This is a genomic window from Limnospira platensis NIES-39, assembly GCF_026000695.1.
GTDB lineage: Bacteria > Cyanobacteriota > Cyanobacteriia > Cyanobacteriales > Microcoleaceae > Limnospira > Limnospira platensis.
This window is the reverse complement of record NZ_AP026945.1, coordinates 4,341,228-4,354,002: the sequence shown is the minus strand read 5'-3', so window position 1 is coordinate 4,354,002 and position 12,775 is coordinate 4,341,228. Positions and strand designations below refer to the sequence as shown.

16 protein-coding genes and 2 pseudogenes are annotated in these 12,775 nt (G+C 43.5%); 3 read left to right on the top strand and 15 right to left on the bottom strand.

From position 1 onward, the window contains the following. Nucleotides 1-11: 11 nt before the first annotated feature. The 10 genes and pseudogenes from N39L_RS21495 to N39L_RS21450 form a co-directional block, all read right to left on the bottom strand. On the bottom strand, nucleotides 12-923 hold the full coding sequence (locus N39L_RS21495) for a hypothetical protein (RefSeq protein ID WP_006617487.1): 912 nt from the start codon (nucleotides 921-923) through the stop codon (nucleotides 12-14). Between the two features lie 98 nt (nucleotides 924-1,021). After that, nucleotides 1,022-1,318: a DUF5615 family PIN-like protein gene (locus tag N39L_RS21490; protein ID WP_006617488.1), complete on the bottom strand. Its 297-nt coding sequence runs from the start codon at nucleotides 1,316-1,318 to the stop codon at nucleotides 1,022-1,024. 63 nt (nucleotides 1,319-1,381) lie between these two features. Beyond that, the gene (locus N39L_RS21485) at nucleotides 1,382-1,708 is read right to left on the bottom strand and encodes a DUF433 domain-containing protein (RefSeq protein WP_006617489.1); all 327 of its coding nucleotides are present in this window, start codon (nucleotides 1,706-1,708) and stop codon (nucleotides 1,382-1,384) included. A gap of 152 nt (nucleotides 1,709-1,860) precedes the next feature. Further along, nucleotides 1,861-2,917: pseudogene (gene darG, locus N39L_RS21480) on the bottom strand (type II toxin-antitoxin system antitoxin DNA ADP-ribosyl glycohydrolase DarG). Beyond that, entirely contained in the window at nucleotides 2,904-3,257 is a 354-nt protein-coding gene (locus N39L_RS21475) for a DarT ssDNA thymidine ADP-ribosyltransferase family protein (protein ID WP_006617490.1), read from the bottom strand. Before N39L_RS21475 ends, darG begins: the two are co-directional and overlap by 14 nt. A gap of 133 nt (nucleotides 3,258-3,390) precedes the next feature. Next, nucleotides 3,391-3,906 carry a MerR family transcriptional regulator gene (locus N39L_RS21470; RefSeq protein WP_006617491.1) on the bottom strand — a complete coding sequence of 172 codons (516 nt, stop codon included), beginning with the start codon at nucleotides 3,904-3,906 and terminating at the stop codon, nucleotides 3,391-3,393. Between the two features lie 146 nt (nucleotides 3,907-4,052). Beyond that, a complete protein-coding gene (locus N39L_RS21465; RefSeq protein ID WP_043468489.1) occupies nucleotides 4,053-5,447 on the bottom strand; it encodes a group II intron reverse transcriptase in 1,395 nt (464 codons plus the stop codon). After that, a complete protein-coding gene (locus tag N39L_RS21460) occupies nucleotides 5,386-5,628 on the bottom strand; it encodes a hypothetical protein (protein WP_014276328.1) in 243 nt (80 codons plus the stop codon). Before N39L_RS21460 ends, N39L_RS21465 begins: the two co-directional genes overlap by 62 nt. A 27-nt stretch (nucleotides 5,629-5,655) precedes the next feature. After that, nucleotides 5,656-5,872, bottom strand: a pseudogene (locus N39L_RS21455) (reverse transcriptase N-terminal domain-containing protein); the annotation flags it as partial. Between the two features lie 424 nt (nucleotides 5,873-6,296). Further along, nucleotides 6,297-6,425, bottom strand: coding sequence for a hypothetical protein (locus tag N39L_RS21450; protein WP_286133200.1), 129 nt, complete (start codon nucleotides 6,423-6,425; stop codon nucleotides 6,297-6,299). 254 nt (nucleotides 6,426-6,679) lie between these two features. Between N39L_RS21450 and N39L_RS21445 the strand changes: the two genes are divergently transcribed. After that, nucleotides 6,680-9,841, top strand: a complete 3,162-nt coding sequence (locus tag N39L_RS21445; RefSeq protein WP_006617482.1) for an HsdM family class I SAM-dependent methyltransferase — start codon at nucleotides 6,680-6,682, stop codon at nucleotides 9,839-9,841. A 19-nt stretch (nucleotides 9,842-9,860) separates the two neighbouring features. Continuing rightward, nucleotides 9,861-10,547, top strand: a complete 687-nt coding sequence (locus N39L_RS21440) for a hypothetical protein (protein WP_006617483.1) — start codon at nucleotides 9,861-9,863, stop codon at nucleotides 10,545-10,547. Between the two features lie 89 nt (nucleotides 10,548-10,636). Here N39L_RS21440 and N39L_RS21435 read toward each other — a convergent pair whose 3' ends face one another. The 5 genes from N39L_RS21435 to N39L_RS21415 form a co-directional block, all read right to left on the bottom strand. After that, nucleotides 10,637-10,744: a DarT ssDNA thymidine ADP-ribosyltransferase family protein gene (locus N39L_RS21435; protein ID WP_071941261.1), complete on the bottom strand. Its 108-nt coding sequence runs from the start codon at nucleotides 10,742-10,744 to the stop codon at nucleotides 10,637-10,639. 270 nt (nucleotides 10,745-11,014) lie between these two features. Continuing rightward, a complete protein-coding gene (locus N39L_RS21430) occupies nucleotides 11,015-11,257 on the bottom strand; it encodes a hypothetical protein (RefSeq protein ID WP_006617484.1) in 243 nt (80 codons plus the stop codon). Nucleotides 11,258-11,283: 26 nt separating this feature from the next. After that, nucleotides 11,284-11,481: a DUF2283 domain-containing protein gene (locus N39L_RS21425; protein WP_006617485.1), complete on the bottom strand. Its 198-nt coding sequence runs from the start codon at nucleotides 11,479-11,481 to the stop codon at nucleotides 11,284-11,286. 426 nt (nucleotides 11,482-11,907) lie between these two features. Next, entirely contained in the window at nucleotides 11,908-12,393 is a 486-nt protein-coding gene (locus N39L_RS21420) for an aminotransferase class V-fold PLP-dependent enzyme (RefSeq protein ID WP_014276325.1), read from the bottom strand. Between the two features lie 59 nt (nucleotides 12,394-12,452). Continuing rightward, on the bottom strand, nucleotides 12,453-12,596 hold the full coding sequence (locus N39L_RS21415; protein WP_006618805.1) for a ribonuclease HepT family protein: 144 nt from the start codon (nucleotides 12,594-12,596) through the stop codon (nucleotides 12,453-12,455). Between the two features lie 29 nt (nucleotides 12,597-12,625). Here N39L_RS21415 and N39L_RS21410 point away from each other — a divergent pair, with 29 nt between their 5' ends. Next, entirely contained in the window at nucleotides 12,626-12,766 is a 141-nt protein-coding gene (locus N39L_RS21410) for a hypothetical protein (protein ID WP_157888722.1), read from the top strand. The last annotated feature ends 9 nt before the right edge of the window (nucleotides 12,767-12,775 follow it).

Genomic DNA, 12,775 nt, shown 5'->3' with positions numbered 1-12,775 from the left:
CCATCAACTGGTTACAATAATCCTGATTCGCCCAAAGCTCGGTCTAGGGTTTCTGCTAACTTGAGTTGTTCTCCCGAATATTGCAGATACTCAAAATCAAGGGTAGCGCCTTGTAACTTCATCACCCCTAAAATATCTCGCCACTGTTTTTCTGAGCTAAAATTGGTATCTCTATACCACAGTAACTTTTGTAAGATAATATCTTCAGGACTCGGCAAAACTAAGGTTTGCTCAGGGTTAGTGCGAACAATTTGCACTTGACGACGTTCAAATTCAGATCGGCTAAATGGGTTGTTTTTTAAGATAAAAATGTCAAATTTTACAATCGACTCATTGTCGATAATATTAAACGAACTTTGATAGCGGACTGCGGATTTTACGGTATCTTCGTCCACATCAAATCGAGGTTGCAATGCCGCGACTAATGGTTGAACCTTGGGTAAGGTTAAGTCTGCCACCAAATCAATATCTTGAGTGCTGCGAGGTTCTCCTAATAAGCTGCTGGCAACGGAACCACCGATGAGGTAAGGGATACCAAGTTGGTCGAGAATTGCCGTCACCACAAGTACCTGAGAAATCGGGTCAGTAATCATAACGGGTTGATTTAGGTTTTGCCCAATAACTTTTAAAGCTGTTTCATCATCTAGGGTGCGAAGTGCGAATTGATGACGAATTTCTAATGGACTGGCTTGAGGATAGCGGTTTTGAATCGCCATGAGAGACATTTCCCAAACCCCTTTTGTCCAACCGCTGACTATGGCAGCTTTTTTCCATAAAGGCAGCGATCGCCACAATTTAAACTGATGGAGTTCGGCATTGATATCAGTATCCCTAGACTGGGTTTTATAGTTGGGCTGAATCTCGCCGATTTGTGTCAGGTGTCCCGAAAGTTCATCCGGGACATCAATAATAATTCTATGCATAGGATAATTTCAAATAAAAAAGTTAATCGATTATAGCATAATTCAATCAATAGAGAGTCCTAACTAGGCCATCGGGGGTCAATTCAAACGAGCCTAGTTTAGATGCTATTTCCCGGTTCTGATGCCCGAGTAATTCTAATCAATTGACCTTTGAGATTTTCTTCCCTGGCAATAGCATCAGCAATCCGCTGTGCCTGTCTTTCTGTATTCAAATCTTCTTTGCAGATGATAATGCCGTAATGATTGGGGTGAAAGCGGTGCAGTCGTCTAAAATCATCCCAATTCCGCGTTAAAATAGACCGTTCCTCATGAACGGCAAATGCCAATACCTCTTCGTCAGGAATTCCCAATCCTGCCTTGCCAGCTTCGGCAATGGTGAGGATATCGTGACCCACTAAACGCAGGAATTCGACAATGGGAAGAGGAAAATTTTCATCGGCATAAAGACGAGCCCTATTTCAATCTTCCTCATTTCTGTGAATTGCCGCTTCCATTTCATCTGGGTGTGCCTGGGAATAGTTCCAAGCATTGACTAAATCTTCGGCGCTGAGTTGAGGAAAATCCTGTAAAATACGACCATCAGATGCCCCTAATCGACGAGAGTTGACGAGAGACCAAATGGGGATGCGCGTATTAGCGACTCTAGCATCGCCGCCACAGACTCCGGGGGTTTTTTCAATCCCTTTCCAAGCGTTACTTAAACTTTGGGCGAGAATTTGAATCGCTTGGGCTTTTTCTTCTGGCGTTAAGGCTAGGAGTTGGGGTTCTAGTTCTTTTAGGGTCATATTTTAAGAGGTGGGACTATTTTATCTGTAAAATCGGAAATCTGCGATCGCCACTTCAGAAATCTACAACTCCAGCTTATCAAATTCCTCTGGTTCTCCATCGGGCAGTTTCATCAATACTAATCATCCCCTCATTTTTTTGGTCATGAACATTATTGGGTTTCGGCATCCCTATTGATATGAAACCAGTTCTGAGAGTGAAGGCGTTCCCAAGCTTTTCGCAGATGGTTGGGTTTAAATAGAGTGCGTTTGCGATCGCTCCATTCCTGTACTCTTTCAATGGCGCGATCGCAATCCATTGCCGCTGGCGGATCTTCCGTCGCAATCCAGTGAAGGGTTGCCAACATTTCCATCCCGTAAGGCGTCTCAAATCCTTCAATTAAATCGCTGACTTGTTGCAGGCGATCGCCGGTATCGGGATGTTCTGATAAAAAGCGATCGGCAGCGTCACGACCCTTTTCTAATACATAAATTGCAGAGGTTTCAGTGCGATCGCCATATCCGCGAATGTAATGACCCTCAATGTTTTGCAAAACATGATTGAGATTCTCTGCATAAGGGCCAAATTGATGTTTGATATAGCGCAGTCTTAACGGTTCGCCTGCTACTTGCAAAAAATAGGCGAGTTTTTGAATTTCCAGCTTAGTTAAGCGATACCCGGGAATGCCGTACAATTCCAGCAAGCGAATCAATAAAGCCCGTCCCCGGGTCATTTTGGGGGTAGAGGTAGCCACTGGAATTTGAGGCGCAACAGGTGCACCAGTGGGTTCAAAAATAACCACCTCAATATCCGGAACTTCCGCAAAAGCTTGAACGATGAGAGGCTTGACTTCCGTCCAATCTAAGCCCCCATTTCCGCATCCCAGAGGAGGAATCGCGATAAGCGCGAATTTCTAACCGCTTGACTTCCTCAACCAGTGCAATTAATCCCGATTCAATATCTTCTATTTTAGATTTTCCCTTCCAGTGGCGCTTAGTGGGGAAATTAATGATGTATTTTGGAAATAGCTCATGGGTAGCAACTACGAACATCTGCCCGGGATGGATTTTCTTAGCATCACAAGCTGTTTTATAGGCTCGGAAATTTTCCGGAAATGCCTGCTTAAATTGCAAAGCAATCCCCTTACCCATGACACCGACACAGTTAACGGTGTTCACCAGGGCCTCAGTCGTTTCGGTCAATAGGTTGCCTTGCTTAAACTGAATCATTGCCGGATAAAAATTCCCGAGTTCTCGTTGTGATCAACCCATTCATTTTAACTGATTTTAAAGGAAGACCTGCCGCTGCGATATCCTCCGCTGTAGCCACTAAGTGAACCACCGGACTTTGCCCCTCTTCATATCCTTGAACATTGCCTCTGGAGATGGCATAAAGCATCGGAGAACGAGGCGCAAAATACCAGGGAACGTAATCGTGAAGCGTGCCGCCCCTTGAACAAGGGATATTAATTTGAGCGCGTTTATTCTGAATAGTTTCGTGAGCAATATCTACATAATTGATCCGCTGAAATTTTAAGCGCTTGTTAGCCAGGATGCCACCAGAACGCAAGATAGAGGGTAAATTTCTAATATGGGTAATAGGGTGGATAGTTGCGATCGCCAGATAGAGTGATACCCGTGAGGAAATCTAGGGGTGATACCGACATAGGGGTTGCTGTTGAAGTGTCCCTCTGAGAATCCTTTCATGCTACCTGAGTCGGTTTGGCTTTAGCCCGTTGCTTAAAACTCTCAAAATGGACTACAGTCGATTTTTCAGCCGCCAGCCATACCTCGTTCACAATTTGAGATAGAGGTGGAATAACCACCAAGAGATACTGACCCACATCTTTGTTTTTATGTCCTGCCACCTTCAGAACTGACGGGAGTTTGTCGGCAAAGTCTTTCCAATCCTGCTGAACCCAGATTACCTCTTCATCAATAACGACTAGCTGCTTGTCACGTAAGCTATCGTCAAATCCGCTCTCATCGAGGAATTTGATAATGCTTCTCACCGTCTGGAGCGAGATGACTTCTCGAAGATTTTTGATGGCCCGGATTTCTAAAACCTGCTCCCAGGTATAAATCACGGTGGGCCTTCGGGAGTTGCTGATTCGGTGCGGGACTACCAGTTGACACCGTTCTAGGTATTGCAGGCGATTGGAGGTGGTAGCCGTTAGGTCGAGGGTTTCTCGTCGAGTGAATCCTTCTATGATAGCCATTCTAGGAGTGTGGATCCCTTATTTATTATAATTTTACAAAAATAGAATAATTAGGGGTCGAGATAGACCTCACGGTCTACCCCTCCCATTCAAAACCGTACTTGAGACTTTCACCTCATACGGCTCCTAGTCTGACCGTCTCCTTGTTAAGAGTACAGCATCATCTCTTCATCAAGAGCTGTCTTATCATCGCGGGTGTGGCGATGTAATAGTTGAAGATTTTTGTATTCATCCTTTCCGCCATGGCTTCTAGGTACAATGTGGTCTACTTCAATTAAATCTGATGGGGTAAAGAATTGCCCGCACCAGGTACACTTGCCTTTTTGCTTTTTAAGTACTTTTGCTACCTTATTTGGCGTATCGATTGCTTGTCCTCTCCTGGTTGCCCAGTAAGTCCAATTTCCATCGTATGGTGTTGCGTCGGGGCGTATTAAGGTGTGTCTGACAATTGGGGTCCAGTTATGTTTCCATAATTGGAATCCTTCTTTGGTCTGGAATAACCAAGATTCCTGTCTTTCATTCCCATTGCTAAGTTTAACCGTTCCATGTCTGAAATAGTTCCTCAGCTTTTCGTAGTTCACCCCTTTGCATCTTGATGCTGTCCATGCCCGTAACATTAACCAGATTATGAGGTCTAGCTTATTGAAGGTCTCTGCTGAGACTACCGCTGAGTAGTAATTTGACCATCCCCGAATAATCGGGTTTAGATGTTTTATCAGGGCTGACTGAGGTGCTGTTCTATGTTGTTTGATTACACCTTTAATCACTTCTGTATGGGCTTTAACTGCTTTATGGCTGGGTTTTATGTGGGTTTTATGTCCGATTAATCGGCTTGCTGCCCCGCCTGTTTTCCCAGATTTGTATTTTCCTGCTGGATATTGCCTGATATTGAATCCTAGAAAGTCGAACCCTGGATTCTCTGTCTTACCGTCATACTCAATAGTTTTGAGTGTATGACAGATTCGAGTCTTTTCAGGTTTTATTTCTAGTCCTACAGGTTTTAGCCATTCAGAAATAGCAGTCTTGCACTGTTCAATGATTTCTAGTGATGGGGATATCACTACAAGGTCATCGGCGTATCTTATAACAGTAGCCTGCGCTCTGTCTGCTTTCTTTGGATACATTGTCTCTATGAACCTAATCATGCCATCCAATGCGATGTTAGCGAGTATTGGACTTATTACCCCTCCTTGAGGTGTCCCTGTTTCTGTATCCTCGAATACACCGTTATCTAGCACACCAGCTTTGAGCCATTGTTTCAGGTCTCTTTTTAGGCAGCTTGGACAATGAATTTTGGACAGTAGGTAATCATGGTTTATTCGGTCAAAACATTTCGCTATATCAGCATCTAGCACGTAATATTCACCTTTATTAATACTCTGGTAAATCCTACTTATTGCATCTTGTGCTGACCGTCCGGGTCGGAACCCGTAACTAGTGCCTTCAAATCTCGATTCCCATTCAGGTTCGAAAGCCGACTTAACCAAGTCTTGCCTTGCTCTGTCTTGGATTGTGGGAATTCCTATTCCAGCTTTTTTCATCCCTACCGGGTTTTGGAATCCACACCCGTCGCAGTGGTTTGGCTTTGAGATTTCCCTTAATGCTCTCCACAAATTCAAACCTTTGTCTTGGAGAGATTGCTCTTACTCCATCAACTCCGGCTGTTTTCTTGCCTTGACCCGCTTGGGGGGCGGGTTTATTAAGCTGACTGTTGGGAAGCATGGCTGACCGTGGAACCCGCCCCTACAGCCGTATTGCTAGGAGCCGGGCATAATATGACTTCACCAATAGACGTTGCCACCTTCTTACCTTTGCATCTTGTCCCGATTTAGCTGCTTGAAATATCCTCTTTTGGAGCTTAAAGACGTATCTCTGAACCTTGGCCCAGTTAATACTTCTCCATACAAACGCACGTCTTTGTAAGTTTTGGTTTCCCAAATCCCTTACTTTCTCTCGATTTCGTCATATTGACTCCTACTAGACTCTATTCTTACAATCAAACCGTGACCTGTTAGCATATCCCTACCATTACAGTTGGGCGTTGGCTTCTGGTCACATCTCACATCCTCTAGGACTTGCGGTTACACTTATCCCTACTGATATCTCGACCAGATAATCAGAGTCCAGGAGGACTTAAAACGTTCCGTTTATATGGGCATTCCATCTTTAGATTTGTCCTTTCCACCGGGGTACTTTTAAAGGTCTGTGTAGGTAGTAAATAGAAGCCCCTACTTTTCCCCTTACTCTTTTGAGCGCAGCGTATCAACCTATTTCGCTACTATATTATTACGATGGTTCAAGCCGGACATTCGGTTTCCCTAATCATGGATGGTTGGCAGTGGTCTCGATTCTGGTGTTGGGTTGCACCTCGGAGCCTTCCGTTCCCAGCTTCAATCCTGAGATTGTGATTCCCAAAACTGGGGGTGGCTATCGCCGTTACTCTCAACGCCCTGATTTCTCAGTTGGTTTATGACCTTGAGTCCCCTGCCTTGCTTAGATTTCTCCAAGCGTCGGGACATATAAACAGTTATGGGATGGTCAGGGGTGCGAATCCCTTATATTCCACCAAGGGGTGCAAGTCCCACTAGGAGGTTATTTCAGGCATTGCAGCCTTATTTGACTCCTAAACGTCTCGCACCAATTTATTTAATTTTAGCGCTACTGGAATATAATAACGGATGACAACACCGCAAGAAAAGGCCAAATCGTCTTCAATCAAGAAAACGATAGCCCTCTTGTCGCCTTCTGCTGTAATGGCAGCTTAAACCGTCCTATGTCTGTTTCTGGATTACTAGAACTAGCTCACCAAAAGCTCCACTGGCCTGAACTGGCTCAAGTCATGGAGCCAACAGGTGCTGGACCCAGCGTGTATGCACGCCTAGCTCGGGAAAAACTGGGAAGGAATATCAAAAATCTTTTAAATGGTTCTGGTGCTGACCTCCAAGTGGGAGTGCTGGCTCCAAATCCTCAAGGGGATGAAACTGAGGCCCCTATCGCCGTGGTCTGTCAGTTTCCTATTCCAGTATCAGAGGCCATTCTTAAAGAAACTTACAGACTTGCATGGAGTTTTGCTCGCTCTCCGTCGCTAATTACGGCGGAACCAGATCGGTTGCGAATTTGGAGCTGTTACGAAGGCCCACCAACCGAATTTGAGAATCTCAGACCAGTTGCTGAAGTTTCGCGTCAGCAACTTGAATTATTTGATCAGCCCTCTCTCTCGCAACAGGCGGCTGATACTTTCCGCATCCACTGGGCTGATTTGGTGTCAGGGCAATTTTTTCAAGCTAATAATAAGCGATTTCAGCGTAGCCAGTCTGCTGACCAAATGCTCCTGAGCAATCTCAAAAGTGTCCGCAAGCAACTTAATAAACTTAAACTCGATTACGACACCATCCACGATCTATTAGCCCGGATTATTTTCATTCAATTTCTATTTGACAGAAAAGATTCCCAGGGAAACGCCGCTTTCAATCCAGATTTACTAACTCATTTATATGAACAAGCATATTTATTAGAAAGCCATGCAAATTTAACTGAAATTTTGCGAAATAAAACAGATACTTATAATTTCTTTCGCTGGCTTAACAATAAATTTAATGGAGATTTATTTCCCGGAAAAGGAGCGACCGAAGGGGAACGCGAACACGAATGGCAAGTAGAGGAACATAAAGTCACTGAACAACATCTCAATCTGCTTGCAGAATTTGTCAGTGGCGATCTGGAAATGGAAACGGGACAGGGTTGCCTCTGGCCGCAGTATTCCTTTGATGCCATACCCCTTGAGTTCATTAGTAGTATTTATGAAGAATTTGTTGACAAGGGAAAAAAAAATGCGGACAAAGGAGTTCACTATACTCCAGGACATCTGGTTGACTTTATCTTGGATGGCGTCTTGCCGTGGGATAGTGACGAGTGGGATCTGAAAATCCTTGATCCGGCTTGTGGATCGGGCATTTTTCTAGTAAAAGCATTTCAGCGACTTATTTATAGATGGAAGAAAGCTTATCCAGTCGAAGAAATAACTGCACCCATATTGCAACAAATTCTTGCAGGTAATTTGTTTGGAGTAGATGTTAATCCGCAAGCAGTAAGGGTAGCTTCATTTAGCCTTTACTTGACTATGTGTGATGAAATCGATCCTCGATATTATTGGGAGCAAGTACGCTTTCCACGCTTGAGAGACAAGCGATTAATATCCGCAGACTTTTTCCAAGAAAATGTAGAAGGGTTTCGCACAGTGCATGATGCGGGGCAATACGATTTAGTGATAGGTAATGCTCCTTGGGGAAGAAATACCGTTACTCGATTTGCGAATTCTTGGGCAAGAGACAATGAGTGGCCGATTACTTACGGCAATATTGGCCCACTTTTCTTGCCCAAATCTGCGGCTTTAGCAAAGGCTGGTCAACCGATTGCAATGATGCAGCCTGCTGGGGGGCTAATTTTCAATCAAATTAGCACAGCTCAAGAATTCCGGCACAAACTTTTTTGTGAATATAAAGTAGATGAAATTGTGAATTTATCTGCTTTGCGATTTGGGTTATTCAAAGATGCTATTTCACCCACTTGCATTGTCACGATGTCTGCCGAATTGCCCAATGGTGAACCATTGTCTTATATCTGCCCAAAGCCTGTTGCCAGTAATGAAGATGATTACCGGATAGTTATAGAACCTTATGATATCAATTTAATTTATCCGCAAGAAGCAATCCAAGATTCTTTGGTGTGGACTGTATTAATGTGGGGCGGCAGACGGGATTTAGCTTTAGTGCGCCGGTTGAGCCAAGGACAAAACTTTGAGAAACTGGAGCGTGCTAAAATTGCCATTAAAAGACAAGGTATTATCCGGGGTGATAGAAAAAAGTATCAGGAAGATATACTGGGAAAACGCCTGTTACGGCAGTTCCCCAAGGGTCCATTTATTTTTATCAATCCAGAAGATTTGCCTATTAACGCGGATCCTGATACCCATTCACGAGATTCTAGCGATTTGTCGGCGTTTGAAATACCCCAACTAATTTTAAAGCAAGCTTGGACAATTGATTCCAAAAGATTTCAAGCAGCAATTATCCGATCAGATGAAGATAAGCAAGGAGTGCTTTGTTCTGAAAGTTACGTGACTATCCATGTTGCACCTCAATATACTTCAACTTTAGAAGCGGCTTGTCTAACTTATAACAGCAAGCTTGCTGTTTATTATCTTCTTTTGTCAAGTGGCCGCTTTGCTTCTTATAGACCTGAACCTAATATTAACGAATTGCTGCGGGTTCCAATTCCTGAAAGTCCAATGCGATTACATAATATTCAAAGATTGGATTTTGATGATGTAGACCATCGTGTGCGTGAAGCCTTTTCCTTAAAGGATAGTGAGTGGTTGCTAATTGAGGATATCTTTAATTACACTTTACCTGATTTTAAAGGTAATCGTTCATCTCCTGGACGGCAAAGCACTCGTTCCCAATCTAGCGATCTTAAAACAGGAGCTTCGGAAGATGTCTTAAATGAATATTGCAATTATTTTTTAAAGGTGATTAAAGCTGGGTTTGGAACAAATAAAAACATCTGTGTTAAAATTTTTCAAGAGCAAAACCACACCTCTATTCCGGTTCGTTTAATTGCTTTTTATCTCACCCCAAATGATGAGGGTGAAGAAATCGAGGTTGAACCCCTAGATTCTTTAGAGCTTATAGAACAGTTAGAGAGGTTAAATCAATCATTTTTAGAAAAGTCCAGTATAGAGGAGGGGGGAATATTTTATCAGCGTGTTGCTAAAATATATGATTCTATTCACTTGGATGGAAAAACCATTCCTACTGTGTATTTTGTAAAACCCGACAAAAGACGCTACTGGACACGCTCTATGGCTTTACGGGATGCTGACGAAGTGGCTGCTGCTCTTATGATGTGGCACAGCGGATTTGAATCTTACTCATAAATTAAATTAGGAGTCATAAGTGGCTAGGAGACGACCAACACCGTGGGAAACCAAAAAATTACCTGTTCCACCTGATTTTGTTCAACTAGCAAAAGAGTGGTGTGAAGACGAATCAATGTTGATCCTAACATTAGTCTGGGAGGGATATGACCGGCTCCGAGAGTGTGACTTATTAACAATTTGCTGGGAACAAGATTATGAGGAGCGAGAAAGGACGATTACCCAACGATTTGTACCAAGAATTCGACAATGTATGACGGGATGGGAGCCATTTGATGTAGAACATGGTCCCTATGAATTTGAAACAAGGAAGGCACCACCGGCCCAGTCACCACAATATGATATTGCTTTTGTTATGCATGGTGGTGACGGAAGAATGATGTGGCCGTTAGAAGCAAAGGTGCTTCCTTCCGAGGGGAAACTTTCTGAGTATATAAACGACATTAATAATGAATTTTTGACTTGTCGATACGCACCATTTTCTAGCCAAGGTGGTATGCTTGGGTATCTTTTTTCTACTCAAACCAGTAAAGTATGTAGTAATATTGAAGCCAAACTTTCCTGTAGTTTGTATCATCATCCACATTTTTTAAATAGAATTCATAAAATCTCAAAACACCGCCGTCCAGTTCCAACAGGAAAGCCTTATCCTGCTAACTTTCTTTGTCACCATTTAATTTTGCAGATTACTACTGAGAGTTTGTAGCATATCCTAAACTGGCAATGGATAATTTTTACATTCCAGCAAGTTTTTACCGCTAACTTAACCTGCTTTTATAAACCCTCTTAGACCTTCTAATTGATGCCCTGAGATTTTAAGGGATTGTTAGCGAGGATGCCACCAGAACGCAAGATAGAGGGTAAATTTCTAATATGGGTAATAGGGTAGATATAGGTGGTCATCTGACGAAAATAGGGGGAGGGGGCAGGGTAAGCACATCTCAATCAGGATTGACACTAGGATTTGAGAATAAGCATTCTGTAATCATCACTCATTGCCACCCGTTTGATTCCCACATACTGGATGCCAGCTTTTTTGTCAGTTAAATTTTATACCAAATTAGATGCGTTTACCCTGTCGAGTATAGCAATTTTGGAGTGGGGAAACCTGCGATCGCCTTTCTAGGAATGTGTTTTACACTCCCTAGAGTGGGCGATCGCAACTTCAGCAATCTACAACTCCAGCTTATCAAATTCCTCCGGTTCTCCATCGGGCAGTTTCATCAAAACCTGTTGAAATTGTTCCCAACTTCCTCGTTTTCCTCGCTCTATTAAATAATCTTGGGTCATCCAAGCGGCAACTTGAGCCGAAAGGGCGATCGCAACCAGTTGGTCAAGGGAGATATTTTCTCGGGCTGCCAATTCTGCTACTTGTTGGTACAAGGCATCGGGAATGGTTACATTTAACTCACGCATTTAAAGTTTTCACATCAAGCTAAACGTCAATTTTCAAAACTAACTTTAGCAGTGGAGTCTTTAGCCATAAATTCTTTGACATCTAAAACCTCGATTGTCACCACATCTCCACTGGGAGAATAGTGAATGATCAGGGAGCCTTCATCTTCAGCATAGGCAATGGGTTCGTCTGATAGTTCAATCAGCAAAGCATCCACATCTGGACTATATCGAATCCGTTTCATATCGCGACCTCCTTCGTGGGTAGTGGGTAATGACTAAAATGCGATCGGCATATTCTCTATAGACGCATCTGAGAACTAAAGTCTCATTTAATCTTTTTTGAGCGATGTATTTTTCTCCTCCGCTAGACTCTACTTTGTCTGGCGAGCGGATTGTGTCTATAATTATCTCGGGAGAAATCGTGATTCCGTGAGTGGCTAAGACTTCAATTTTTAGGACGGCGTGTTGGCTTAGTTCTATACTTTTTTCCGCAGTCAAAGCGATCGCCTCCGGTTTAGATTGACAGAAATGAAAGGCGAGCCTCCATTTGTGTCAGTTTTCCCCAGAGTTCGTCTGGAACTTCAAGGGTAATGATAGACATTGGAGAACCTGTAAAAAATAGTTGCTGTATTATAGCAATTTGGGAGGGGGGGAAAGCTGCGATCGCCCTAGGGTTCCATCACCTCACGGATAGTACCAATAGCACCCCCTAAAATCTCCGCAGCGCGATCAATTTCCGGCTCAGTGGTAAATTTGCCGATACCAATCCGCAAAGCACCTTCCATGGCATTTGGGGATAAAGCGATCGCCCGCAAAACATGGGACGGTGCTTCCACTCCAGAGGAACAAGCCGCCCCCGTAGAAATTGCCAGGCGATCGCGCACCCGTGCTATAATCGCACTATTAGGAACATCTGGAATCGAAATATGCAGATTTCCCGATAAGCGATAATTAATATCTCCATTAATCACCAAACCCGATATTTTGTCAAGTAGTAAATCCTGTAATTTATCGCGCCAATTGGCAATTTTTGCCTCATCTTCTGCCATTTCCAAACCTCGCAGGCGACAGGCTTCTCCCAACCCGACAATTCCCGGCACGTTGAGAGTACCAGACCTAATTCCTCCTTGATGTCCGCCGCCAAACAGATACATGATCTCGATAGTAACGGGTTCTGAATATCATGGGTTTAGTCAATCACTCCTGGACAGACTCAAGTTTGTAACCGTCGCCAAACCGCATCTTTCAACAATGTATTTTGCATCAAAATACTTCGGTCTTCGCCGGTGTATTCTCGAATGCGATCGCTACACTCTAAAATATGGTTCAGATAGATGTGATCGCTCTCTGTCGTCATAATAACTCATCCCTTCCTCAATACCTGCTGTGGAATCAAACGTCCCATTTTCTGCGGATATCCTCAAGATTTTTATTGACAGATCGCCTCCTTTTAGGATTAGTGACTATCACCTACGACAACTCAATAGGCGATCGCCTCAAATCGGGTCGGTGCTGCTGGCGTTTTAGCTATTCTAG